The organism is Pseudomonas sp. MIS38 (assembly GCF_019891575.1).
Classification (GTDB): domain Bacteria; phylum Pseudomonadota; class Gammaproteobacteria; order Pseudomonadales; family Pseudomonadaceae; genus Aquipseudomonas; species Aquipseudomonas putida_A.
On sequence record NZ_JAFLXF010000016.1, the window covers coordinates 67,701 to 93,281 of the forward strand.

General features: G+C 60.0%; 24 protein-coding genes. 22 read left to right on the plus strand and 2 right to left on the minus strand.

From position 1 onward, the window contains the following. Positions 1 to 7: 7 nt before the first annotated feature. The 14 genes from J1G18_RS18470 (at position 8) to ispD (ending at position 16,161) form a co-directional block, all read left to right on the plus strand. Positions 8 to 511, plus strand: coding sequence for an OmpH family outer membrane protein (locus J1G18_RS18470; RefSeq protein ID WP_003222140.1), 504 nt, complete (start codon positions 8 to 10; stop codon positions 509 to 511). 3 nt (positions 512 to 514) lie between these two features. After that, complete coding sequence (gene lpxD, locus J1G18_RS18475; protein WP_096795835.1) at positions 515 to 1,570, plus strand: UDP-3-O-(3-hydroxymyristoyl)glucosamine N-acyltransferase; 1,056 nt, start codon at positions 515 to 517, stop codon at positions 1,568 to 1,570. Positions 1,571 to 1,676: 106 nt separating this feature from the next. Next, positions 1,677 to 2,117: a 3-hydroxyacyl-ACP dehydratase FabZ gene (fabZ, locus tag J1G18_RS18480; protein WP_003222142.1), complete on the plus strand. Its 441-nt coding sequence runs from the start codon at positions 1,677 to 1,679 to the stop codon at positions 2,115 to 2,117. Then, positions 2,114 to 2,890 (plus strand): acyl-ACP--UDP-N-acetylglucosamine O-acyltransferase, encoded by a 777-nt coding sequence (lpxA, locus tag J1G18_RS18485; RefSeq protein ID WP_007964278.1) that lies wholly within the window; start codon positions 2,114 to 2,116, stop codon positions 2,888 to 2,890. The genes fabZ and lpxA overlap by 4 nt, the downstream gene beginning before the upstream one ends. A 2-nt stretch (positions 2,891 to 2,892) precedes the next feature. After that, a complete protein-coding gene (lpxB, locus tag J1G18_RS18490) occupies positions 2,893 to 4,023 on the plus strand; it encodes a lipid-A-disaccharide synthase (protein WP_135295057.1) in 1,131 nt (376 codons plus the stop codon). 8 nt (positions 4,024 to 4,031) lie between these two features. Continuing rightward, complete coding sequence (rnhB, locus tag J1G18_RS18495) at positions 4,032 to 4,658, plus strand: ribonuclease HII (RefSeq protein ID WP_027611036.1); 627 nt, start codon at positions 4,032 to 4,034, stop codon at positions 4,656 to 4,658. A 76-nt stretch (positions 4,659 to 4,734) separates the two neighbouring features. Further along, complete coding sequence (gene dnaE / locus J1G18_RS18500; protein WP_223008234.1) at positions 4,735 to 8,256, plus strand: DNA polymerase III subunit alpha; 3,522 nt, start codon at positions 4,735 to 4,737, stop codon at positions 8,254 to 8,256. Between the two features lie 139 nt (positions 8,257 to 8,395). Beyond that, positions 8,396 to 9,343, plus strand: coding sequence for an acetyl-CoA carboxylase carboxyltransferase subunit alpha (locus J1G18_RS18505; protein WP_064586192.1), 948 nt, complete (start codon positions 8,396 to 8,398; stop codon positions 9,341 to 9,343). A gap of 133 nt (positions 9,344 to 9,476) precedes the next feature. Beyond that, a complete protein-coding gene (gene tilS, locus J1G18_RS18510; protein WP_223008235.1) occupies positions 9,477 to 10,805 on the plus strand; it encodes a tRNA lysidine(34) synthetase TilS in 1,329 nt (442 codons plus the stop codon). 274 nt (positions 10,806 to 11,079) lie between these two features. Then, positions 11,080 to 12,711, plus strand: coding sequence for a CTP synthase (locus tag J1G18_RS18515; protein ID WP_003222153.1), 1,632 nt, complete (start codon positions 11,080 to 11,082; stop codon positions 12,709 to 12,711). Positions 12,712 to 12,715: 4 nt separating this feature from the next. After that, positions 12,716 to 13,561 carry a 3-deoxy-8-phosphooctulonate synthase gene (gene kdsA / locus J1G18_RS18520; protein ID WP_098967470.1) on the plus strand — a complete coding sequence of 282 codons (846 nt, stop codon included), beginning with the start codon at positions 12,716 to 12,718 and terminating at the stop codon, positions 13,559 to 13,561. A 156-nt stretch (positions 13,562 to 13,717) separates the two neighbouring features. Beyond that, entirely contained in the window at positions 13,718 to 15,007 is a 1,290-nt protein-coding gene (gene eno / locus J1G18_RS18525; protein ID WP_003222156.1) for a phosphopyruvate hydratase, read from the plus strand. A 171-nt stretch (positions 15,008 to 15,178) separates the two neighbouring features. Beyond that, positions 15,179 to 15,457: a cell division protein FtsB gene (gene ftsB / locus J1G18_RS18530; protein ID WP_007964293.1), complete on the plus strand. Its 279-nt coding sequence runs from the start codon at positions 15,179 to 15,181 to the stop codon at positions 15,455 to 15,457. Then, complete coding sequence (ispD, locus tag J1G18_RS18535; RefSeq protein ID WP_027611041.1) at positions 15,454 to 16,161, plus strand: 2-C-methyl-D-erythritol 4-phosphate cytidylyltransferase; 708 nt, start codon at positions 15,454 to 15,456, stop codon at positions 16,159 to 16,161. Before ftsB ends, ispD begins: the two co-directional genes overlap by 4 nt. 143 nt (positions 16,162 to 16,304) lie before the next feature. Here the strand turns inward: ispD and J1G18_RS18540 are convergent, their stop codons facing one another. Beyond that, positions 16,305 to 17,201 carry a LysR substrate-binding domain-containing protein gene (locus J1G18_RS18540; protein WP_007964295.1) on the minus strand — a complete coding sequence of 299 codons (897 nt, stop codon included), beginning with the start codon at positions 17,199 to 17,201 and terminating at the stop codon, positions 16,305 to 16,307. A gap of 115 nt (positions 17,202 to 17,316) precedes the next feature. On the opposite strand from J1G18_RS18540, the gene J1G18_RS18545 reads away from it, so the two are divergent. From J1G18_RS18545 to rpoS, 8 genes are all read left to right on the plus strand, one after another. Then, the gene (locus tag J1G18_RS18545) at positions 17,317 to 18,429 is read left to right on the plus strand and encodes an S-(hydroxymethyl)glutathione dehydrogenase/class III alcohol dehydrogenase (RefSeq protein ID WP_027611042.1); all 1,113 of its coding nucleotides are present in this window, start codon (positions 17,317 to 17,319) and stop codon (positions 18,427 to 18,429) included. Between the two features lie 65 nt (positions 18,430 to 18,494). Next, positions 18,495 to 19,340, plus strand: coding sequence for an S-formylglutathione hydrolase (fghA, locus tag J1G18_RS18550; protein WP_103367846.1), 846 nt, complete (start codon positions 18,495 to 18,497; stop codon positions 19,338 to 19,340). Positions 19,341 to 19,383: 43 nt separating this feature from the next. After that, positions 19,384 to 19,857, plus strand: coding sequence for a 2-C-methyl-D-erythritol 2,4-cyclodiphosphate synthase (gene ispF / locus J1G18_RS18555; protein ID WP_223008236.1), 474 nt, complete (start codon positions 19,384 to 19,386; stop codon positions 19,855 to 19,857). Then, complete coding sequence (gene truD / locus J1G18_RS18560; protein WP_223008237.1) at positions 19,854 to 20,912, plus strand: tRNA pseudouridine(13) synthase TruD; 1,059 nt, start codon at positions 19,854 to 19,856, stop codon at positions 20,910 to 20,912. The genes ispF and truD overlap by 4 nt, the downstream gene beginning before the upstream one ends. Beyond that, a complete protein-coding gene (surE, locus tag J1G18_RS18565; protein ID WP_047601272.1) occupies positions 20,900 to 21,649 on the plus strand; it encodes a 5'/3'-nucleotidase SurE in 750 nt (249 codons plus the stop codon). The genes truD and surE overlap by 13 nt, the downstream gene beginning before the upstream one ends. A 41-nt stretch (positions 21,650 to 21,690) precedes the next feature. Continuing rightward, the gene (locus J1G18_RS18570; RefSeq protein WP_169841266.1) at positions 21,691 to 22,326 is read left to right on the plus strand and encodes a protein-L-isoaspartate(D-aspartate) O-methyltransferase; all 636 of its coding nucleotides are present in this window, start codon (positions 21,691 to 21,693) and stop codon (positions 22,324 to 22,326) included. 212 nt (positions 22,327 to 22,538) lie between these two features. After that, positions 22,539 to 23,420, plus strand: coding sequence for a peptidoglycan DD-metalloendopeptidase family protein (locus J1G18_RS18575; protein WP_027611047.1), 882 nt, complete (start codon positions 22,539 to 22,541; stop codon positions 23,418 to 23,420). Positions 23,421 to 23,525: 105 nt separating this feature from the next. Then, positions 23,526 to 24,536 carry an RNA polymerase sigma factor RpoS gene (gene rpoS / locus J1G18_RS18580; protein WP_007964304.1) on the plus strand — a complete coding sequence of 337 codons (1,011 nt, stop codon included), beginning with the start codon at positions 23,526 to 23,528 and terminating at the stop codon, positions 24,534 to 24,536. A 612-nt stretch (positions 24,537 to 25,148) separates the two neighbouring features. On the opposite strand, the gene fdxA is transcribed toward rpoS, so the two are convergent. Next, a complete protein-coding gene (fdxA, locus tag J1G18_RS18585; RefSeq protein WP_003222178.1) occupies positions 25,149 to 25,472 on the minus strand; it encodes a ferredoxin FdxA in 324 nt (107 codons plus the stop codon). Between the last annotated feature and the right edge of the window lie 109 nt (positions 25,473 to 25,581).

The window sequence follows — 25,581 nt, forward strand, 5'->3', positions numbered from 1 at the left end:
GTGCATCGTGCGTAAGTTGACTCAATTGGTTCTCCTGGCCTCCGTACTGGTGGCAGGCCCGGCGTTCGCCGACATGAAAATCGCCGTTCTGAACTATCAGATGGCATTGCTGGAATCCGACGCGGCCAAGAAATACGCCGTGGATGCCGAGAAGAAGTTCGGTCCGCAACTGACCAAACTCAAGACGCTGGAAAGCAGCGCCAAGGGCATTCAGGACCGTCTGATGGCCGGTGGCGACAAGATGCAGCAGGGCGAGCGTGAGCGTCTGGAGCTGGAATTCAAGCAAAAGGCCCGTGACTTCCAGTTCCAGTCCAAGGAGCTGAACGAAGCCAAGGCAGTTGCCGACCGCGAAATGCTCAAGCAACTGAAGCCAAAACTGGATAGCGCAGTGGAAGAAGTCATCAAAAAAGGTGGCTTTGACCTGGTGTTCGAGCGTGGCGCAGTGATCGATGTCAAACCACAGTACGACATCACGCGCCAGGTTATCGAGCGCATGAATCAGCTGAAGTAACCCATGACCGTGACTATCAAGCTCGGCCAGTTGGCCGAGTTCCTCGGCGCCACCCTGCGTGGCGACCCCGAGACGCAAATTACTGGGCTAGCCACCTTGCAGGAGGCTGGCCCAGCTCAGTTGAGCTTTCTGGCAAATCCTCAATATCGCAAATACCTGGCAAGTTCCCAGGCGGCTGCGCTGTTGCTCAAGGAAGCCGATGCCGAAGGTTTTGCCGGTAACGCGCTGGTGGTGCCGGATCCTTATCTGGCTTACGCCCGTATCTCCCATCTGTTCGATCCCAAACCGAAAGCCACTGCGGGTGTTCATCCCACGGCGGTGATTGCACCGGATGCGGTGGTTGATCCAAGCGCCAGCATCGGTCCGTTTGTGGTGATCGAGGCCGGTGCGCGCATCGGTGCGCAGGTCACCCTGGGCGCCCATTGCGTCATCGGTGCCCGCAGTGAAATCGGCGAGGGCGGCTGGCTCGCTCCGAGGGTGACGCTGTACCACGACGTGCGCATCGGCAAGCGTGTAGTGATCCAGTCCGGTGCCGTTCTCGGTGGTGAAGGCTTCGGTTTTGCCAACGAGAAAGGTATCTGGCAAAAGATCGCCCAGATCGGCGGCGTGACCATCGGCGACGATGTCGAGATCGGCGTGAACACTGCAATCGACCGTGGCGCGCTGGCGGATACCGTGATCGGCAACGGCGTGAAACTCGACAACCAGATCCAGATCGCGCACAACGTCCAGGTCGGTGATCACACCGCCATGGCGGCCTGTGTCGGTATCTCCGGCAGCACCAAGATCGGCAAGCATTGCATGCTCGCCGGTGGTGTCGGCCTGGTGGGGCACATCGATATTTGCGACAACGTTTTCCTGACCGGGATGACCATGGTGACCCACTCGATTACCGAGCCAGGCGCCTATTCTTCCGGCACAGCCATGCAACCGGCGGCCGAATGGCGCAAAAGCGCGGCCCGCATCCGTCAGCTCGATGACCTCGCGCGACGTTTGAAGCAGCTGGAAAAGCGCGTCGGGGAAGTGACCCCCGGCAGCAATGCTTCATCTGATGGCTGATACCATTTCCATATCAAGTGTGCACAGCCTCTAGACTGCCTCCTTGATTTGCTAGAGGAGTGCGCGTCAGTCGCGCTCCCAATCTTTACATAGGCTTCCCCCCGAAATGATGGACATCAACGAGATTCGCGAATACCTGCCTCACCGTTACCCGTTCCTGCTGGTGGACCGGGTGGTGGAACTGGACACTGAAGGCAAGCGCATTCGCGCCTACAAGAATGTCAGCATCAATGAGCCATTCTTCAACGGCCACTTCCCGGCGCACCCGATCATGCCGGGCGTACTGATCATCGAAGCGATGGCCCAGGCTGCCGGGATCCTCGGTTTCAAAATGCTCGACGTGAAACCGGCCGATGGCACCCTTTACTACTTCGTCGGTTCCGACAAGCTGCGTTTCCGTCAGCCGGTGCTGCCGGGTGACCAGTTGATCCTGGAAGCCAAGTTCATCAGCTGCAAGCGCCAGATCTGGAAATTCGAATGCCAGGCTTCGGTCGACGGCAAGCCAGTCTGCTCGGCTGAAATCATCTGTGCGGAACGCAAGCTATGAGTTTGATTGACCCTCGCGCAATCATCGATCCGTCGGCCGTTCTGGCTGACGGCGTCGAGGTCGGCCCGTGGTCGATCGTCGGCGCAGGTGTGGAAATCGGCGAGGGTACCGTGATCGGGCCGCATGTGGTCCTCAAAGGCCCGACCCGCATCGGCAAGCACAACCGCATCTACCAGTTTTCCTCGGTAGGCGAAGACACGCCGGATCTGAAGTACAAAGGCGAAGAAACCCGTCTGGTGATCGGTGATCACAACGTCATTCGCGAAGGCGTGACGATTCACCGCGGCACCGTGCAGGACCGTTCGGAAACCACGCTTGGCGATCACAACCTGATCATGGCCTATGCCCACATCGGGCATGACAGCGTCATCGGCAACCACTGCATCCTGGTCAATAACACCGCGTTGGCCGGGCATGTCCATGTTGACGATTGGGCGATCCTTTCCGGTTTCACCCTGGTGCATCAGTACTGCCACATCGGCGCCCACAGTTTTTCCGGCATGGGCACTGCCATCGGCAAGGACGTTCCGGCGTTCGTCACCGTGTTCGGCAACCCGGCCGAAGCGCGCAGCATGAACTTCGAAGGCATGCGCCGTCGAGGTTTCAGCGAAGACGCGATTCACGCGCTGCGCCGCGCTTATAAGACCGTGTATCGCCAGGGCCTGACCGTGGAGCAAGCGTTGGCCGAATTGGCCGAACCTGCTGCGCAGTTCCCGGAAGTTGCGCTGTTTCGTGACTCGATCCAGTCGTCGACTCGCGGCATCACCCGCTGATCATGGCCAGTCTGCGTATTGCGCTGGTGGCGGGCGAAGCTTCCGGCGACATTCTGGGCGCCGGCCTCATGCGCGCCCTCAAGGCTCAACATCCGGCAGTCGAGTTCATCGGTGTCGGCGGTCCGTTGATGCAGGCCGAGGGCCTGACGTCCTATTTCCCCATGGAGCGTCTGTCGGTCATGGGGCTGGTGGAAGTCCTCGGACGGCTGCGCGAGCTGCTCAAGCGCCGCAAGGACCTGATCGCCACGTTGATTGCCGAGAAGCCGGACGTGTTCATCGGCATCGACGCTCCCGATTTCAACCTCAACATCGAACTCAAGCTGCGTCAGGCCGGGATCAAGACCGTGCATTACGTCAGCCCTTCGGTGTGGGCGTGGCGCCAGAAGCGTGTGCTGAAGATTCGCGAAGGCTGCGATCTGATGCTCACCCTGTTGCCGTTCGAAGCAAAATTTTACGAAGAGCAGGGCGTGCCGGTGCGGTTCGTCGGTCATACGCTGGCCGATACCATTCCGTTGCAGGCCGATCGCGCCGCAGCGCGTGCCGAACTCGGTTTGCCCGACGGGCCGCTGGTCGCGTTGATGCCCGGCAGTCGCGGTGGCGAAGTCGGCCGTCTCGGTGCGCTGTTCCTGGATACGGCCGAGCGTCTGCGGGCCATGCGCCCGGGGCTGCGTTTCGTCATCCCGTGCGCCAATGCCGAGCGTCGCGCTCAACTCGAAGAGTTGCTGGTTGGTCGCGACTTGCCGGTCACCTTGCTCGATGGCAAATCGCACCTGGCCCTCGCGGCGTGCAACGCGGTGCTGATCGCTTCGGGCACGGCGACGCTTGAGGCGTTGCTGTACAAGCGGCCAATGGTCGTTGCGTATCGCCTGGCGCCGCTGACCTTCTGGATTCTCAAGCGCATGGTCAAGAGCCCGTACGTGTCGCTGCCGAACCTGCTGGCCCAGCGTCTGTTGGTGCCGGAATTGTTGCAGGATGATGCGACAGTCGAGGCCCTGGCCCAGACGCTGTTGCCATTGATCGAAGGCGGCGAAGAGCAGACCCGAGGCTTCGACGAAATCCACCGCACCCTGCGGCTGGATGCTTCCAATCAGGCGGCGGATGCCGTCCTCAACCTGATCGGTCAGAAACAATGAGCAAGACGATGCAGATGGGCCTGGATTTCACCCTGGTCGCCGAAGTCGAAGAACTGGTGGCCGGTGTCGACGAAGTCGGTCGTGGCCCGTTGTGCGGCGCGGTGGTGACGGCGGCGGTGATCCTCGATCCGAACCGGCCGATCCTCGGCCTCAACGACTCGAAGAAACTCACCGAAGCCAAGCGCGAGAAACTCTACGACGAGATCATCGAGAAATCCCTGAGCTGGTGCATCGCTCGCGCCGAAGTCGAGGAAATCGACGAGCTGAACATTTTGCACGCGACCATGCTCGCCATGCAGCGCGCAGTGGCCGGGCTGCATATTCAGCCGAAACTGGCGATGATCGACGGCAACCGCTGCCCGAAACTGCCGATGCGCGCTGAAGCGGTGGTGCAGGGCGACGGCAAGGTGCCGGCCATCGCTGCCGCGTCGATTCTGGCCAAGGTCAGTCGCGACCGTGAAATGGCTGCATTCGAATTGATCTACCCGGGGTACGGCATCGGCGGCCATAAAGGCTATCCGACGCCCGTTCATCTGGAAGCGTTGGTGCGCCTTGGCCCGACCCCGATTCACCGGCGCTCCTTCGCCCCGGTGCGTCAGGCTTACGAGGCGCTGGAAGGTCTGACGCAGGTTTAGGCGCAAGGCTGATGTTTTGTTCGAGGCCCGGTACAATCCGGGCCTTGTTGTCTCTATGTAACTGGACAGGATCACTATGCCGGCTTCATTCGTTCATCTACGCCTGCACACTGAATACTCCCTGGTCGACGGGCTGGTGCGGATCAAGCCACTGGTCAAGGCGCTGACCGGCATGAACATGCCGGCCGTGGCGGTCACCGATCAGAACAACATGTGTTCCCTGGTCAAATTCTATAAAAACGCCATGGGCGCCGGCATCAAGCCGATCTGCGGTGCCGACCTGTGGCTGTCGAACAAGGATCCGGACGGGCCATTGAGCCGGATCAGCCTGTTGGTAATGAACGCCAAGGGTTATCGCAATCTCACCGAGTTGATCTCGCGCGGCTTCATAGATGGCCAGCGCAACGGCATGATCATCATCGAGCGTGAATGGGTCGCGGAGGCCAACGAAGGCCTGATCATGCTGTCCGCCGCCAAAGAAGGCGAGATCGGCATGGCCATGATCAGTGGCAACCCCGACGAAGCCGAAACGCTGGCGCGCGAATGGATGGCGGTGTTCCCGGATCGTTTCTATCTGGAGATCCAGCGCACCAATCGTCCCAACGACGAAGAGCAACTGCACGGTGCCGTGGCCCTGGCCGACAAGCTCGGCGCGCCGCTGGTGGCGACCAACGATGTGCGTTTCATCAAGCAGGAAGACTTCGCTGCCCACGAAACCCGCGTGTGCATCGGTGAGGGCCGTGCCCTCGACGATCCGCGGCGTTCGAAGAATTACAGCGACCAGCAATACCTCAAAAGCGCCCAGGAAATGGCCGAGCTGTTCAGCGACATTCCCGACGCGATCGAAAACACCGTCGAGATCGCCAAGCGCTGCAACATCGACGTGAAGCTGGGCAAGCACTTCCTGCCCGACTACCCGATTCCCGATGGCATGACCATCGACGAATATTTCCGCAAGGTGTCCTTTGAAGGTCTCGAAGAACGCCTCGCGGTGCTGCTGCCCAAGGACACCACCGAAGACTACGAAGCCAAGCGTCAGGTCTACGTCGATCGCTTGAATTTCGAGCTGGATATCATCATCCAGATGGGCTTCCCCGGTTATTTCCTGATCGTGATGGACTTTATCCAGTGGGCCAAGAACAACGGGGTGCCGGTAGGTCCTGGCCGTGGGTCGGGTGCCGGCTCGCTGGTGGCTTACGTGCAGAAGATCACTGACCTTGATCCGCTGGAATACGACCTGCTGTTCGAACGTTTCCTTAACCCGGAACGGGTATCGATGCCCGACTTCGACGTCGACTTCTGCATGGACGGTCGTGACCGGGTGATCGACTACGTGGCCGAGAAATACGGTCGCAACGCGGTGAGCCAGATCATCACCTTCGGTTCCATGGCTGCCAAGGCTGTTGTGCGCGACGTGGCGCGGGTGCAGGGCAAGTCCTACGGTCTGGCGGATCGTCTGTCGAAGATGATTCCGTTCGAAGTCGGCATGACCCTGGAAAAAGCCTACGAGCAGGAAGAGATCCTGCGTGACTTCATCAAGGTCGATGAGGAGGCGGCGGAAATCTGGGAGATGGCGCGCAAGCTTGAGGGCGTGGTGCGTAACGTCGGCAAGCACGCCGGTGGTGTGGTAATCGCGCCGACCAAGCTGACCGACTTCTCGCCGATCTATTGCGACGAGGCCGGTGACGGTTTGGTAACCCAGTTCGACAAGGACGACGTGGAGGCCGCCGGTCTGGTGAAGTTCGACTTCCTCGGCCTGCGGACCCTGACGATCATCGACTGGGCGCTGAAAACCATCAACCGCGACCGTGCCAAGGTCGGCGAAGAGCCGCTGGACATCGCGTTTATCCCGCTCGACGACAAACCGACTTACAGCTTGCTGCAGAAAGCCGAAACCACGGCGGTGTTCCAGCTTGAATCGCGCGGCATGAAAGAGCTGATCAAAAAGCTCAAGCCCGACTGCCTGGAAGACCTGATCGCACTGGTGGCGCTGTTCCGTCCAGGCCCGCTGCAGTCCGGCATGGTGGACGATTTCATCAACCGTAAGCACGGTCGAGCCGAACTGGCGTACCCGCACTCGGACTACCAGTACGAAGGCCTCAAGCCGGTACTGGCGCCGACTTACGGCATCATCCTGTATCAGGAACAGGTGATGCAGATTGCCCAGGTCATGGCCGGTTACACCCTCGGTGGTGCGGACATGCTGCGGCGAGCCATGGGTAAGAAAAAACCCGAGGAAATGGCCAAGCAGCGTGGCGGCTTCATTGAAGGTTGCGCGACCAACAACATCGACGCCGACCTCGCCGGTAACATTTTCGACCTGGTGGAGAAATTCGCCGGTTATGGCTTCAACAAATCCCACTCCGCCGCCTACGGCCTGGTGTCGTACCAGACCGCCTGGCTGAAAGCGCACTACCCGGCGCCGTTCATGGCCGCGGTACTCTCGGCGGATATGCACAACACCGACAAGGTCGTGACCTTGATCGAGGAAGTGCGCACGATGAAGCTGCGCCTCGACGCGCCAGACGTGAACACTTCGGAGTTCAAGTTCACGGTGAACGACGAAGGCCGCATCGTGTACGGCCTGGGCGCGATCAAAGGTGTCGGTGAAGGTCCGGTGGAAGCGATCACCGAGGCCCGTCAGGCCGGTCCATTCAAGGATCTGTTCGACTTCTGCGCCAGGGTCGACCTCAAGCGCATCAACAAGCGCACGCTGGACGGTCTGATCCGCAGCGGCGCGCTGGATCGCCTCGGCCCGTACTTCCACGATGAGCAAAAGGCTTATCAGGCCAACATCGACCGCAACCGTGCGGTGCTGCTGGCGGCGATGGAGGAGGCGATCAAGGCCGCCGAACAGACCGCCCGTACCCACGACAGTGGCCACGCCGACCTGTTTGGCGGGCTGTTTGTTGAAGAAGATGCCGACGTTTACGCGACGCACCGCAAGGCCAAGGAACTGACCCTCAAGGAACGCCTCAAGGGTGAGAAAGACACCTTGGGCCTGTACCTCACGGGGCACCCGATCGACGAGTACGAGGGCGAGATTCGCCGTTTCGCCCGGCAGCGCATCATCGACCTGAAACCGGCCCGCGACACGCAAACCGTGGCCGGGATGATCATTGCCCTGCGGGTGATGAAGAACAAGAAGGGCGACAAGATGGGCTTTATCACCCTCGACGACCGCTCGGGACGGATCGAGGCGTCGCTGTTCGCCGATGCGTTCCACTCCGCGCAGTCACTGCTGCAGACCGACGCGATGGTGGTGGTTGAAGGCGAGGTCAGCAACGACGACTTCTCCGGCGGCCTGCGCCTGCGGGTCAAACGGGTGATGAGCATGGAAGATGCGCGGACCAATCTGGCCGAGAGCCTGCGCCTGAAGCTGCACACTCAGGACTTGAAAGGCGATCAGCTACGCTGGTTGGGTGAGCTGCTCAAGCGTCACCGCGGGGCGTGCCCGATCACCATGGAGTACACCAGCCCGGATGCGAAGACCTTGCTGCAGTTCGGCGAGACCTGGCGAATCGACCCGGCGGATGCGTTGATTCAAGCCCTGCGTGACCAGTTCGGGCGAGACAACGTCTTCCTCCAATACCGTTGACCGGCAAGTGCCATCATTGCGCTTGCCCACAACCTGAATTTTTAATCTCGACCTCAGCGCGCCTCTCCCTTAAGGTAGGGCGCGAATAGACAACCGGCCGGCCCAAGCTCATTTGGGACACGACCCAAGACGGACGCCTATGAACCCGAATTTTCTAGATTTCGAACAGCCGATCGCCGACCTGCAAGCCAAGATCGAAGAGTTGCGCTTGGTCGGTAATGACAATTCGCTGAATATCGGCGATGAGATCTCCCGCCTGCAGGACAAGAGCCGCACGCTGACCGAAGACATCTTCGGCAAGCTGACCAGCTGGCAGATCGCACGCCTGGCGCGTCACCCGAAACGCCCGTACACCCTCGACTACATCGAGCACATCTTCACCGAGTTCGACGAACTGCACGGTGACCGTCACTTCTCCGACGACGCCGCCATTGTGGGTGGCGTGGCACGTCTGGAAGACCAGCCGGTGATGATCATCGGTCACCAGAAGGGCCGTGAAGTGCGCGAGAAGGTACGCCGCAACTTCGGCATGCCGCGTCCGGAAGGCTACCGCAAGGCCTGCCGTCTGATGGAAATGGCCGAGCGTTTCAAGATGCCGATCCTGACCTTCATCGACACCCCGGGTGCTTACCCCGGGATTGACGCTGAAGAGCGCAACCAGAGCGAAGCGATTGCCTGGAACCTGCGCGTGATGTCGCGCCTGAAGACCCCGATCATCGCCACCGTTATCGGTGAAGGTGGTTCCGGCGGTGCACTGGCGATCGGTGTCTGCGATCAGCTGAACATGCTGCAATATTCGACCTACGCGGTGATCTCGCCGGAAGGTTGCGCTTCGATTCTGTGGAAAACCGCCGAAAAGGCACCGGACGCCGCAGAGGCGATGGGCATCACTGCCGAGCGCCTGAAAGGCCTGGGCATCGTCGACAAGGTGATCGGCGAGCCACTGGGCGGCGCCCACCGTGATCCGGCCGCTGCTGCTGCGTCGATCCGTGCCGAGCTGAGCTCGCAACTGGCGATGCTGAAGAAGTTCGACAACGAAGCGCTGCTCAAGCGTCGTTACGATCGTCTGATGAGCTACGGTCTCTGACAGATCTCGCAATACCCAATGTGGGAGCGGGCTTGCTCGCGAAAGCGGTATAACATTCGACAGATGTGTTGATTGTTGAAACGCCTTCGCGAGCAAGCCCGCTCCCACATTTGATTTGGGCCAAGAGAAAGATATGGGTCAGTCCGTGAGTGATCTGCCTTCCCGGCTTCTGCGCAATCTTGCAGCTTGGCGCAATGCCAGGACCTGGCGCGTGGCTTTCTCCGGTGGTCTCGATTCCACCGTCCTGCTGCATCTGCTTGCGCATCTCGCTAAACACCATTCCCTGCCGGCGCTCAGCGCCATCCATATCCACCATGGCCTCCAGGCTGCGGCTGATGCGTGGCCGGCGCATTGTCAGTCGGTCTGCGATGCGCTGGGTGTGCCGCTGCACGTGATGCGGGTGACGGTGCAACCCGGCGCCAGTCTTGAAAGAGCGGCGCGGGAGGCGCGGTATGCGGCGTTCGCATCGCTGACCGAGGCTGGGGATTTGTTTCTGACAGGTCAGCACCGTGATGATCAGGCCGAAACCCTGTTGTTTCGTTTAATGCGCGGTGCCGGTGTTCGCGGACTTTCGGCGATGCCGGCGCAGCGACCGTTGGGGCAGGGCGTGCTGCTGCGGCCATTGCTCGACGTGACGCGCGCCGAGCTTGAGGCTTACGCCCGCGCGCATCAGTTGAACTGGATCGAAGACCCGTCAAACCAGGAGCGGCAGTTCTCGCGCAACTACCTGCGCCATCAGGTGCTGCCGTTGCTCACCGCGCGCTGGCCGCAGGCGCAGGCGAGCATGGCCCGCAGTGCGGCGCACCTGCGTGAGGCGCAAGGCCTGCTCGATGAGCTGGCGCAGCTCGATCTCGCGCAAGCCGCCACGCCGAGCGAGCTTTCATGGCTGGGCCTACCGTCGCTGGAGCTGGCGCCGCTGACGAGTCTGTCCGCCGCTCGTCAGCGCAATGCACTCAGCCACTGGCTCGAACCGCTGACCCGGTTGCCCGACACTGACCATTGGTCGGGTTGGGACAACCTGTGCGGTGCTGCCAACGATGCTTCGCCGATCTGGCGTCTGGCCGACGGTGAGCTGCATCGCAGCGCCGGCCGGGTATGGTGGTTGAGCGGAGGCTGGCTGCGCGCGCCAGCGGTCAGCGTCGAGTGGCCTGACCCGTCGACGCCGCTACGCTTGGCGAATAACGGGCGTGTCATGTTCAGCGGGCAGACTCCCGTCGGGCCGCTGCGCATTGGCTATCGGCAGGGCGGCGAGCTGATGCATCTGGCGGGGCGCGGCCACCGCGATCTCAAGCGCCTGCTCAATGAGCGCGCGGTGCCGGGCTTCGTCCGTGGCAGATTGCCGCTGCTGTTTCGCGGCGCAGAATTGCTCGCCGTGGCGAACCTGCCGGGCCTTGACGGGCAGTGGCCGGACGGCTGGAAATTGCATTGGCAGCCAACAGACGAAGATCAAGGTTTGAGATGAAAGGGGCATTCCGGTAGACTACGCTCCCTTCTTGATACAACTTCTGTGGATTCGCCTGAATTGCAGGAGTTGCCGATTACCAAGCAGTCTTTGCTGGGCGATTCCAAAAAATGTGTAGCGAGCAACGTACCGGTGTTTCATCTGCCGGTCTGTCCCAACGCGGCGGTTTTTTTGAAAGGTGCACTGTGATTAATGCAGGTGATCGGGGGCTTCGGCCTTCCTTCGCTTTCCCCGGCGGCTCGTACCGCTTTAACGCAGACTTCTAGGGTTTTTCATGACGCGCTACATATTCGTCACGGGCGGTGTTGTTTCTTCATTGGGGAAAGGCATTGCCTCGGCTTCATTGGCGGCCATCCTGGAGGCGCGGGGGCTTAAGGTCACCATGCTTAAGCTGGATCCGTACATCAACGTCGACCCGGGCACCATGAGCCCGTTCCAGCACGGTGAAGTGTTCGTCACCCACGACGGCGCCGAGACCGACCTGGACCTGGGCCACTACGAGCGGTTCATCCGCACGACCATGACCCAGAACAACAACTTCACCACCGGCCGTGTCTACGAGCACGTGCTGCGCAAAGAGCGCCGTGGTGACTACCTGGGTGCAACCATCCAGGTGATTCCGCACATCACCGACGAAATCAAGCGTCGCATCATCAAGGGTGCCGGCGATGCCGACGTGGCCCTGGTGGAAATCGGCGGTACCGTTGGCGACATCGAATCGCAACCGTTCCTCGAAGCCATCCGTCAACTGCGTGTGGAAGTCGGTTCCAAGCGCGCGATGCTGATGCACCTGACGCTGGTTCCGTACATCGCCACCGCTGGCGAGACCAAAACCAAGCCAACCCAGCACTCGGTCAAAGAGCTGCGTTCGATCGGCCTGCAGCCAGACGTGCTGATCTGCCGCTCCGACCATCCGGTGGATGTGTCGTCGCGTCGCAAGATCGCACTGTTCACCAACGTTGAAGAGCGTGCGGTGATCTCCCTGGAAGACGTCGACACCATCTACAAGATCCCGGCCGTGCTGCATGCCCAGGGCCTGGACGATTTCGTCGTCGAGCGTTTCGGCCTGCAATGCAATGGCGCCGACCTGTCCGAGTGGGAAAAGGTCGTCGATGCCAAGCTCAACCCAGAGCACGAAGTGACCATCGCGATGGTCGGCAAGTACATGGAGCTGCTGGACGCCTACAAGTCGCTGATCGAAGCGATGAGTCACGCCGGCATCACCAACCGTACCAAGGTCAACCTGCGTTACATCGATTCCGAAGACATCGAGAACCAGGGCACTGCGCTGCTCGAAGGTGTCGACGCGATCCTCGTTCCGGGCGGCTTCGGTCTGCGTGGCGTCGAAGGCAAGATCACCGCCGTTCAATACGCTCGCGAAAACAAGGTTCCGTACCTGGGCATCTGCCTGGGCATGCAAGTGGCGGTTATCGAGTTCGCCCGTAACGTGCTGGGCTGGAAAGACGCCAACTCCACCGAATTCGATCGCGCCAGCGGCCATCCGGTCGTGGGTCTGATCACCGAGTGGGAAGACGCCACCGGCGCGGTTGAAGTGCGTACCGAAGCGTCCGATCTGGGCGGCACCATGCGCCTCGGCGCTCAGGAATGCCTGCTCGAAGCCGGCTCCAAGGTGCACGATTGCTACGGCAAGGACGTGATCGTTGAACGTCACCGTCACCGCTACGAAGTGAACAACAACCTGCTGCCACAAATCATCGAAGCCGGCCTGAAAATCTCCGGTCGCTCCGCTGATGCCGCGCTGGTTGAAGTGGTCGAAGCACCGGATCATCCATGGTTCGTCGCTTGCCAGTTCCACCCGGAGTTCACCTCGACGCCACGTGACGGTCACCCGCTGTTCAGCGGTTTCGTGAAAGCTGCGTTGGCTCAACACCAGAAGAAGGCGTAACCCGATGGCACAGAAGATCATTCGCGTTGGCAACATCGAAATCGCCAACGACAAACCCATGGTGCTGTTCGGCGGCATGAACGTGCTGGAAAGCCGTGACATGGCCATGCAGGTTTGCGAAGAGTACGTGAAGGTCACCGAGAAACTCGGTATCCCTTACGTGTTCAAGGCCAGCTTCGACAAGGCCAACCGGTCTTCTGTGACTTCATATCGTGGTCCTGGCCTGGAAGAAGGCATGCGCATCTTCCAGGACATCAAACAAGCCTTCGGCGTGCCGATCATCACCGACGTCCACGAGCCTGATCAGGCCGCGGTCGTCGCTGAAGTCTGCGACATCATTCAGCTGCCGGCCTTCCTGTCGCGCCAGACCGATCTGGTCGTGGCGATGGCCAAGACCAACGCTGTGATCAACATCAAGAAAGCCCAGTTCCTCGCGCCTCAGGAAATGAAACACATCCTGAACAAGTGCGTGGAAGCGGGTAACGATCAATTGATCCTCTGCGAGCGTGGTTCGAGCTTCGGCTACAACAACCTCGTGGTCGACATGCTCGGCTTCGGCATCATGAAGCAGTTCGAGTACCCGGTATTCTTCGACGTGACTCACTCGCTGCAAATGCCTGGCGGTCGTTCCGACTCCGCCGGCGGTCGCCGCGCCCAGGTCACCGATCTGGCCAAGGCCGGCATGAGCCAGTCGCTGGCCGGTCTGTTCCTCGAAGCGCATCCGGATCCGGACAACGCCAAATGCGACGGCCCTTGCGCCTTGCGTCTGGACAAACTGGAGCCATTTCTGGCCCAGCTCAAAGCCTTGGACGAACTGGTGAAGAGTTTTCCGACGGTAGAAACCGCGTAAAGCTCATTTCTCCGGTAAAGTACCGCACGATTTGTCGCACATGCCCTCGGGCATGTGCGTTGTCGTCTGCAAGCTGCCCGCTGCACACCACTTGCCGACGGTCAAAAGATTTCCTCTAGCTGCGTCGTTTTCGTCAACTTTGGAGTGTTTACAACAATGGCAAAAATCGTCGACATCAAAGGTCGTGAAGTTCTCGACTCCCGTGGCAATCCCACCGTGGAAGCGGACGTGCTTCTCGACAACGGCATCATCGGCAGCGCCTGCGCGCCTTCCGGTGCATCCACTGGCTCGCGTGAAGCGCTCGAGCTGCGTGATGGCGACAAGAGCCGTTACCTGGGCAAAGGTGTGCTCAAGGCGGTAGCCAACATCAACGGTCCGATCCGCGATCTGCTGCTGGGCACTGACCCAAGCGACCAGAAAGCCCTCGACCACGCGATGATCAAGCTCGACGGTACCGAAAACAAGGCAACCCTGGGCGCCAACGCCATCCTCGCCGTTTCCCTGGCTGCGGCCAAAGCGGCTGCACAGGACCAGGATCTGCCACTGTACGCACACATCGCCAACCTGAACGGTACCCCGGGTGTGTACTCGATGCCGGTTCCGATGATGAACATCATCAACGGTGGCGAGCACGCCGATAACAATGTCGACATCCAGGAATTCATGGTGCAGCCGGTTGGCGCCAAGACGTTCTCGGAAGGTCTGCGTATGGGCACCGAGATTTTCCATCACCTCAAAGCTGTGCTGAAGGCCCGTGGCCTGAGCACCGCCGTTGGCGACGAAGGCGGTTTCGCACCGAACCTGGCGTCCAACGAAGACGCGCTGAAAGTGATCTCCGAAGCCGTGGCCAACGCCGGTTACAAGTTGGGCACCGACGTGACCCTGGCGCTGGACTGCGCGGCCAGCGAATTCTACGAAGACGGCAAGTACAACCTGTCCGGTGAAGGCCAGGTGTTCACCGCTGAAGGTTTCGCCGATTATCTGAAAGGCCTGACCGAACGTTATCCGATCATCTCGATCGAAGACGGTCTGGACGAGTCCGACTGGGCTGGCTGGAAGATCCTCACCGACAAGATCGGCGAGAAGACCCAACTGGTTGGCGACGACCTGTTCGTGACCAACACCAAGATCCTGAAAGAAGGCATCGATAAAAAGATCGCCAACTCGATCCTGATCAAGTTCAACCAGATCGGTACCCTGACCGAAACCCTGGAAGCCATCCAGATGGCCAAGGCTGCCGGTTACACCGCCGTGATCTCGCACCGTTCGGGCGAAACCGAAGATTCGACCATCGCCGACCTGGCCGTGGGCACTTCGGCTGGCCAGATCAAGACCGGTTCGCTGTGCCGTTCCGACCGCGTTTCCAAGTACAACCAACTGCTGCGTATCGAAGAGCAGTTGAATGGCAAAGCCAAGTACAACGGTCGCTCCGAGTTCCGCGGTTAAGCAGTAGATGGTAAAAAGACACCGGATTGTGTCGGAAAAGTCGTGACAGCGATGGATTTGCCACTAATCTGATGCCTTACATGCACAAGCCTGGATCTTCCAGGCTTCGTGCTATCAGACGTTTCAAAGTTTTCGCGTGGCTGTCTTTTTTCACTGGATACCTGATATTCGATGCGCAGTCCTTACTGGTTGTTTCTCGTTTTGCTCTTGCTGCTGGCCGGTCTGCAGTACCGCCTGTGGGTGGGCAATGGCAGTCTGGCGCAGGTCGCCGAGCTGAAGCAGCAGATTGCTGATCAGCACGCCGAGAACGAAGGCTTGCTGGAGCGCAATCGGGTGATGGACGCTGAAGTCAGCGAGTTGAAAAAAGGCATGGAGACCGTTGAAGAGCGGGCTCGCCATGAGCTGGGCATGGTCAAGGACGGTGAAACCCTTTACCAGCTCGCGCAATGATCGATTCTCTGCCGGCCTTCTGGGCCGTGATTCCTGCCGCGGGCGTCGGTGCCCGAATGGCCGCAGACCGTCCCAAGCAATACCTGCAACTGGGCGGGCGCACAATTCTCGAACACAGCCTCGGCTGTTTCCTTGATCACCCGAGCCTCAAGGGGCTGGTGGTCAGTCTGGCTGTTGATGATCCTTATTGGCCAAACCTGGCTTGCGCCAGCGACTCGCGGATTCAGCGGGTCGAGGGCGGCACGGAGCGTTCCGGGTCGGTGCTGAACGCTTTGCTGCATTTGCATGCGCAGGGTGCCGATGACGATGACTGGGTGCTGGTGCACGATGCGGCACGGCCCAACCTGAGTCGCGACGATCTCGACAAGTTGCTGGTTGAACTGGCGGATGATGCCGTCGGCGGTCTGCTGGCCGTGCCGGCGCGCGATACCCTGAAGCGGGTCGACAAGCACGGTCGTGTGCTTGAAACCGTGGATCGCAGCGTGATCTGGCAAGCCTATACGCCGCAGATGTTCCGTCTCGGTGCCTTGCATCGGGCGTTGGCCGACAGTCTGGTGGCGGATGCGGTGATTACCGATGAAGCCTCGGCGATGGAGTGGGCCGGTCTGGCGCCGCGCCTGATCGAAGGGCGAGCGGACAACCTCAAGGTCACCCGGCCGGAAGACCTGGAGTGGTTGCGTCAACGCTGGGCCAATCGCCGCTGAATGCTGTGAAACCTGTCAGATCGCTTTCGCGAGCAAGCCCGCTCCCACCCTTGATTTGCGCCTGACCCCGAATTTGCATGCACCGCCGATCCCCTGTGGGAGCGGGCTTGCTCGCGAAGGCGGCCGCACAAACACCCCATCCCTCAGCCCCGATACTCCGGCCGCTCGGCCAATCCTTCCTTCAAGAAATCCACCAGCTTGCGCACCTTCGGCGACAAATGCCGCTGCTGTGGATACAACGCCCACACCGCCGTATTCGGCGGCTGATGCGCCTCCAGCAGCGAAATCAGCGCACCACTGTGCAAATGCTCCAGCACGTAATAGTCCGGCAACTGACACAGGCCGACCCCTTGCAGCGCCGCATCCAGCACCGCCTGCCCACTGTTGCAACGCCAGTTTCCCTGCACACGCTGGGAAAATTCCCGCCCGTTTTGCTCCAGTTGCCACAGGTCCGAACTGCCGATCAGACAATTGTGCCGGCTCAGTTCCGACAAGCTGTGTGGGCGGCCATACCGTTCCACGTAGGACGGAGACGCGCACAGGTACATCCGACGCGGCGCCAGGCGGGTGGCGACCAATCGAGAATCCTGCAATCGGCCCAGACGGATCGCCAGATCCAGTCCCTCATGCACCAGATCGAGTTGTCGGTTACTCAGCTCGATATCAACGCGCAGTTGCGGGTATTGCCCCATGAACCGCGTCACCAGCGGCACGATAAACCGCTCGCCATAGGCCACGGCGCAGGTCATGCGCAGCATGCCTTTCGGTTCGCTGGTCAGGTCGCCGACCGCGCGCAGAGCTTCTTCGCGACCGTCCTGCAGGCGCTGACAATGCTGCAGAAAGGTCTGACCGGCTTCGGTCAGGGTCACACGACGGGTGCTGCGGTAGAGCAGGCGCGTCTGTAATCGATCCTCCAGCCGTACGATTTGTCGACTGATGTGTGAGGAAGAAACCCCAAGGCGTTCGGCCGCAGCGGTGAATTGGCTGCATTCGGCGACGGCGACGAACTCGTCGATACCTTCCCAGCGGTTTTCGGACATTTGATTATCCCTGTACAGCAATAATATTTTGCATTTGTCCGGATTATTAATCAGTTGGCGCTGAACTACACTGCCGGTCTGGTTTTTTATTCATTGGATTCACTGGAGAGTCAGCATGATCAAGTCGCGCGCCGCCGTTGCCTTCGAGGCCAAGAAGCCGCTGGAAATCGTAGAAGTCGATGTGGCCATGCCCAAGGCCGGTGAAGTGTTGCTGCGCGTGGTGGCTTCCGGGGTTTGCCACACTGACGCCTACACCCTGTCCGGTGCGGATCCGGAAGGCATCTTCCCGTCGATCCTTGGCCACGAAGGTGGCGCGATCGTTGAAGCCATCGGCGAGGGCGTCACCTCGGTCGCCGTCGGTGACCACGTGATTCCGCTGTACACCCCGGAATGCGGCCAGTGCAAATTCTGCAAGTCGGGCAAGACCAACCTGTGCCAGGCGATTCGAGCCACTCAGGGCAAAGGCCTGATGCCGGACGGCACTTCGCGCTTTTCCTACAAGGGCCAAACGATTTTCCACTACATGGGTACTTCGACGTTCTCGGAATACACGGTACTGCCGGAAATCTCCGTGGCGAAAATCGCCAAGGATGCGCCGCTGGAAAAGGTCTGCCTGCTCGGTTGCGGCGTAACCACCGGTATCGGTGCGGTGATCAACACCGCCAAGGTCAAGCCGGGTGACACTGTGGCGATCTTCGGTCTGGGCGGCATCGGTCTGTCGGCCGTCATCGGTGCAGTGAAGGCCAAGGCCGCGCGGATCATCGCCATCGACATCAACCCGGCCAAGTTCGAGATCGCCAAGCAGTTGGGCGCCACCGATTGCGTCAACCCGAAAGACTTCGATCGTCCGATCCAGGAAGTGATCGTCGACATGACCGACGGCGGCGTCGATTTCTCTTTCGAGTGCATCGGCAATGTGCAGCTGATGCGCGCTGCGTTGGAGTGCTGCCACAAGGGCTGGGGCGAATCGGTGATCATCGGTGTTGCCGGCGCCGGTCAGGAAATTTCGACCCGTCCGTTCCAGTTGGTGACCGGTCGCGTCTGGCGTGGTTCGGCGTTCGGTGGCGTGCGTGGCCGTACCGAGCTGCCAAGCTATGTCGACATGGCGCAGAGCGGCGAGATTCCGCTGGATACTTTCATTACCCACACCATGGGTCTGGAAGATATCAACAAGGCCTTCGACCTGATGCACGAAGGCAAGAGCATCCGTACCGTCATTCATTTCTGATCAATCGCGACGCCACGGCTACAGACCTTGAAGGTTTATAGCCGGGGCCGCGTAGGAGTCTTTACATGAGTCTGGAAAATATCTCCTGTCAGAAAAGTTTCGGCGGCTGGCACAAGCGCTATCGCCACCGTTCCGACGTGCTCGGCTGCGACATGGTGTTTGCCGTATACCTGCCGCCGCAAGCGGAGCAGGGTGGCAAGCTGCCGGTGCTGTACTGGCTGTCCGGTCTGACCTGCACCGACGAGAACTTCATGCAGAAGGCCGGGGCGATGCGCATGGCCGCCGAACTCGGTCTGATCATCGTCGCGCCGGACACCAGTCCGCGCGGCCCGGATGTGCCGGGTGATCCAGATGGCGCCTGGGATTTCGGCCTTGGCGCCGGGTTCTATCTGAATGCCACGCAGGAACCATGGTCGCGGCACTATCGGATGCATGACTATGTCGTGCAGGAATTGCCTGCATTGGTTGAGGCGCATTTCCCGGCGTCGGACAAACGCAGCATCAGCGGCCACTCCATGGGCGGTCACGGTGCACTGGTCTGCGCGCTGCGCAACCCGGGGCGTTATCAGTCGGTGTCGGCGTTTTCGCCGATCAACAACCCGATGGATTGTCCGTGGGGGCAGAAAGCATTCTCCCGCTATCTGGGCGAAGACCGTTCCAAGTGGAAAGAATGGGATGCCTGCGCGCTGATTGCTGAAGCCGACGAGAAACTGCCGTTGCTGGTCGATCAGGGGGATCGCGATGACTTCCTCGCCACGCAGCTCAAACCCGAAGCCCTGCAACAAGCTGCAAAACAAGCGGGTCATCCGCTGACGCTGCGCCTGCAACCGGGCTACGACCACAGCTATTTCTTCATCTCAAGCTTCATTGACGACCACTTGCAGCATCACGCACGCGCCCTGCGCGGTTAATGCAGGTAGAATCACGCCCTGACAAAAATCGGGGCGTTTTTTTATGCGTATTGGCCACGGCTACGATGTTCACCGTTTCGCTGAAGGCGATTTCATTACTCTGGGCGGCGTGCGTATTGCACACAGCTTCGGGCTGCTCGCTCATTCCGACGGTGACGTTCTGCTGCACGCCTTGAGCGATGCCTTGCTCGGCGCGGCCGCGCTGGGCGATATCGGCAAGCACTTTCCGGACACCGACCCGCAATTCAAGGGCGCCGACAGCCGTGTCCTGCTGCGGCATGTGGTCGCGCTGATCCACGCCAAGGGTTGGAAAGTCGGCAACGTCGACAACACCATCGTCGCTCAGGCACCGAAAATGGCCCCGCATATCGAAGCGATGCGCGCGTTGATCGCCGTCGATCTGCAAGTTGAACTGGATCAAGTGAACGTGAAAGCTACCACCACCGAAAAGCTCGGTTTTGTCGGTCGCGAAGAAGGCATCGCCGTGCATTCCGTTGCCTTGTTGCTGCGCGCATGAACGAACTGCAATTGCTTGGCCCGCGGGCCTATGGCGAACCACTCGGCACTGCGGTTCTGAAAGCCATCGCCGAAGATTTTCAGGTCGATGAAGTGCTCGACATCCCGTTCAGCGGCGATGGTGAGCACCTGTGGATCTGGGTCGAAAAACGTGGCCTGAATACCGAAGAAGCAGCGCGCCGAATTGCCAAGGCCGCCGGCGTGCCGTTGCGCACCGTCAGTTATGCCGGGCTCAAGGATCGTCAGGCGTTGACCCGTCAGTGGTTCAGCGTGCAACTGCCGGGCAAGGCTGATCCGGATCTGTCGGCGGCGGAAAACGACACGCTGAAGATCCTTAAAACCACGCGGCACAAGCGCAAGCTGCAACGCGGCGCGCATTCGGCGAACGGCTTCACCTTGCGCCTGACCCAGTTTGCCGGCGACAAGGATGCGATCGAGCAGCGTCTGCAACTGATCGCCAGGCAAGGCATTCCCAATTATTTCGGCGCCCAGCGTTTCGGCCATGACGGCGGCAACGTCGTTGATGCGCGTGCCTGGGCGGCGCGCAAGGCGCTACCGGAGCAGCGCAATGTGCGCTCACGGCTGCTATCGACGGCGCGCAGTTTTCTGTTCAATCAGGTACTGGCCGCCCGGGTGGCCGATGGCACTTGGCAGCAGGCACAGGTTGGCGACCTGCTGGCGTTCACCGACAGCCGCAGTTTTTTCCCGGCCGGTGAGGCCGAATGCAGCGATCCGCGCCTGGCGATTCTCGACCTGCACCCGACCGGTCCGCAGTGGGGCGAAGGTGACTCACCGGCCGCCAGCGCTGTCCATGATCTGGAGCAGGGGATTGCCGAGCGTGAGGCGGATCTGCGCGATTGGTTGATCAATGCCGGAATGAGCCACGAACGTCGCATCCTGCGGCTGCCCATTGGCGGGTTGTCGTGGCATTATCCCCAGCCTGACATTCTGCAACTGGAATTCGTCCTCCCGGCCGGATGCTTCGCCACCGTATTGGTGCGCGAACTCGTTGATCTGGTGCCGGTGGGGCAGACGGACAGCCCATGCGTATTCTGATTTCTAACGACGATGGGGTAACCGCACCCGGTCTCGCCGCGCTTTATGCTGCGCTGGCGGATTACACCGAATGCGTGGTTATCGCCCCGGAGCAGGACAAAAGCGGCGCCAGCAGTTCGCTGACGCTCGACCGTCCGTTGCACCCGCAATACCTGGCCAACGGTTTCATCAGCCTCAACGGTACGCCGACCGACTGTGTGCACCTGGGCCTCAATGGCCTGCTGGAGCGCGAGCCGGACATGGTGGTTTCCGGGATCAACCTCGGTGCCAATCTGGGCGATGACGTGCTGTATTCCGGCACTGTGGCGGCAGCCCTCGAAGGGCGCTTTCTCGAGCGCCCTTCGTTTGCGTTTTCGCTGTGTTCGCGACAGGTGGACAACCTGGCGACAGCGGCACATTTCGCGCGCAAACTGGTCGAGGCCCACGCCGGGCTGGACCTGCCGCCGCGCACGGTGCTGAACGTGAACATTCCCAATCTGCCGATCGATCATATTCGTGGCATTCAGTTGACCCGTCTGGGCCATCGCGCCCGTGCTGCGGCGCCGATGAAAGTGGTCGACCCGCGTGGCAAGGCCGGCTACTGGATTGCTGCGGCCGGTGATGCCGAAGACGGCGGCCCGGGCACTGACTTTCATGCGGTGATGCAGGGGTATGTGTCGATCACGCCGTTGCAGCTCGATCGCACTTTCAATGATGCCTTCAGAAGTCTCGACGGCTGGCTGGAGGAACTGCGCTGATGGCTCGTGAACACGAAGACAGACTGCGCAGTGGCATCGGCATGACGTCGCAGCGCACCCGTGAACGTCTGATCCAGCGTCTATATGAAGAAGGCCTGTCCAACGCCAAGGTGCTGGAAGTGATCCGCCGTACGCCGCGTCATCTGTTTGTCGATGAAGCGCTGGCGCACCGCGCGTACGAAGACACCGCACTGCCAATCGGCCACAACCAGACCATCTCCCAGCCTTATATGGTGGCGCGCATGAGCGAGCTGCTGCTGGAGGCGGGGCCGCTGGACAAGGTGCTGGAGATCGGGACCGGTTCGGGATATCAGACAGCCGTGCTGTCGCAACTGGTTGAGCGGGTATTTTCGGTCGAACGCATCAAGGTCCTGCAGGATCGGGCCAAGGAGCGCCTGGTCGAACTCAACCTGCGCAACGTGGTGTTCCGCTGGGGCGATGGCTGGGAAGGCTGGCCGGCGCTGGCGCCGTACAACGGTATCATCGTCACCGCAGTCGCGACCGACGTGCCGCAGGCCTTGCTCGATCAACTGGCACCGGGTGGGCGGATGGTGATTCCGGTCGGCTCGGGGGAAGTGCAGCAACTGATGTTGATCGTGCGTGAAGAACACGGCTTTTCCCGTCACGTATTGGGAGCTGTGCGCTTCGTGCCATTGCTCAATGGCCCGCTGGCCTGAGCATTTATTTGCGGGCGCTGAATTCCTTGCGCTGGCCTGTGTCTTACACCGGCAGTGATGGTTTAAACGCTACGAACTGTCCACGGGCAAACGTGTGCGTGAAGCGTTTTCGCATCTTTAACGGTAAAGCCGGTTCGGCCCGTTATACTTGCGACACTACTTGCCGCGATTCGGCATTCCACATATTTCAGCCACCACAAAGGGAGCGGCGGGTGAGTCTCACAGTCATTGCGCAGCGTATGGGTAACACGAGCTTTCAGCGCCTGGTGACTGGCCTTGTATTGAGCACCTTGCTGGTCGGTTGCTCCAGCACCAAATCGAGCAACGTGCGGGTGGTCGATCGCAACAGCGCGGCGGCCCAGCGTCCGGCCGTCACGACCGGGCAGTATGTAGTCCGTCCGGGCGATACGCTGTTTTCCATCGCTTTTCGCTATGGCTGGGACTACAAAGCCCTCGCTGCCCGCAACAATATTCCTACGCCGTATACGATCCACCCGGGTCAGACAATTCGCTTTGACGGCCGCACCGGTTCAACACCGACAGCGGTGGTGAGCAACGGCAGTTCCGCGCCATCATCGTCGAGCAAAACCACGGTAATCCGGCGCCAGGCGAATGGCACGACGACCACCACCGTGACCGGCTCCGGAGCCGCTGCCGCGGGGGCTGCACCGTCCGTCGCGAACAAATCGGCTCCGGCTCCGATGCCTCCACCGGGCCCGGCCCCGACCGGCTGGGGATGGCCATCTAATGGCATTCTGATTGGAAAATTCTCTTCAAACGGTAGTTTGAATAAAGGAATTGATATCGCCGGAGATTTGGGACAGCCTGTTTTAGCTGCGTCTGATGGGACGGTGGTTTACGCCGGGAGTGGCTTAAGGGGCTACGGCGAATTAGTCATCATCAAACACAGCGAAACCTACGTCAGTGCCTACGGACATAACCGCAGGCTGTTGGTACGGGAGGGGCAGCAGGTCAAGGTCGGACAGACAATTGCCGAAATGGGGTCCACGGGTACAGACCGGGTGAAACTGCATTTTGAGATTCGCCGCCAAGGTAAACCTGTAGATCCGCTGCAGTTCCTGCCCAAACGTTGATTTGAGGCCAGCCTGTTCCGTCGCGTAGAGGGGACAGGCTCCAGCGCTGCCAAGGATAAAGGCGTCGCTTGAGCTTGGGGTCGAACTCACCAAAGGACTATAACAATGGCTCTCAGTAAAGAAGTGCCGGAGTTTGACATCGACGATGAGGTTCTCCTTATGGAGGCCGGCATCGATTCGGAATCTTCGATGTCGAATGATGAAGGGGCTGCTCCACCTTCCGTTCGTTCCAAATCCAGACAATCCGCTTCACTTAAACAACACAAGTACATCGACTACACTCGGGCACTCGATGCCACGCAGCTGTATCTCAACGAAATCGGCTTTTCACCACTGCTCTCCCCGGAGGAAGAAGTTCATTTTGCGCGTCTGTCGCAAAGTGGCGACCCTGCCGGGCGCAAGCGCATGATTGAAAGTAACCTGCGGCTGGTCGTGAAGATCGCCCGGCGTTACGTCAATCGGGGGCTGTCGCTGCTGGATCTGATCGAAGAGGGTAACCTCGGCCTGATCCGCGCAGTGGAAAAGTTCGATCCCGAGCGTGGCTTCCGCTTCTCGACCTACGCGACCTGGTGGATCCGTCAGACCATCGAGCGCGCGATCATGAATCAGACCCGGACCATCCGGTTGCCGATCCATGTGGTCAAGGAGCTCAACGTGTACCTGCGGGCGGCACGGGAGCTGACGCAAAAGCTCGATCACGAACCCTCACCCGAAGAAATCGCCAACCTGCTGGAAAAACCGGTGGGCGAGGTCAAGCGCATGCTCGGCCTGAACGAGCGGGTTTCTTCGGTCGACGTCTCGCTGGGTCCGGATTCGGATAAAACCCTGCTGGACACCCTGACGGATGACCGTCCGACCGATCCATGTGAACTGCTGCAGGATGACGACCTGTCGCAGAGCATCGATCAATGGCTCTCGGAACTGACCGACAAGCAGCGCGAGGTGGTTGTACGCCGCTTCGGCCTGCGCGGCCATGAGAGCAGCACGCTGGAAGACGTAGGCTTGGAGATCGGCCTGACCCGGGAACGGGTGCGGCAGATCCAGGTGGAGGGCCTCAAGCGCCTTCGCGAAATCCTCGAGAAGAATGGCCTGTCGAGCGAGTCGCTGTTTCAGTAAGCGCCTCACACGCCTGCCGCAAGAAGCCCCGACTGGTTCGGGGCTTTTTTATTGCTCGGATATTGGCTGATGACTGTCTGTGGCGAGGGAGCTTGCTCCCGCCGGGTTGCGCAGCAACCCTAAAGGTTCATGAGCGCTGCGCACTCAAGCGGGAGCAAGCTCCCTCGCCACAAAGTTCATTGCCGGACAAATGGTCAGCATTTCCATCGTTTGTAGTCTTGCGGTGTAAGCCTTGGCTTACTCTTTCGTAAGCGTTCCCCATTTTTGCAGGACGGTAGACGTCGACTACTGCCGAGAGTCGTATTTAACCAATTGATTTATATGCTTATTTTTTAATATGAAGTGCTTATTACAGCGATTTTCATCCCGCCGGGCCGATTGCTCTCGGCAGGGAACTCTCTAGTATCAGCACTGTGTCGACGGACAGACACGCCCTTCAGGGAAGAGGGGAACGGACATCGCAGGACGCGATTCATCAGGACGATGAAAAGGAATACAGGGAATAGGGAAAAAATGTGGGCGGGTCATACCGCCCCTTTTTTTGCCTGTAGAAAAGTAAAATCCGAAAAAGCAAAAAGGCCCGCAAGGGGCCTTTTGGTAACGCGCGACAGATCAGCGTTCGAGGTCTTTGATCTTGCCTTTGACGCCATCCCACTCTTCGGCATCCGGCAGCGATTCTTTCTTCTCGGTGATGTTCGGCCAGATTTCAGCCAATTCAACGTTCAGTTGAATGAACTCCTGCATATCCTCCGGAACTTCGTCCTCAGAGAAAATCGCGACGGCCGGGCATTCCGGTTCGCACAGGGCGCAGTCGATGCACTCGTCCGGGTGAATCACCAGGAAGTTCGGGCCTTCGTAAAAGCAGTCCACCGGACAGACTTCTACGCAGTCGGTGTACTTGCACTTGATGCAGTTGTCGGTGACGACGAAGGTCATTTCTAATTTTCTCCTCAGGCGGCGGCAGCGTAGCCCCTTCACGGTTGGGGTCGCCAGGTTCGGGAGCGATGTCTGCCAGCCAGGCTATTAGCCAGCAGCATCCCAAACC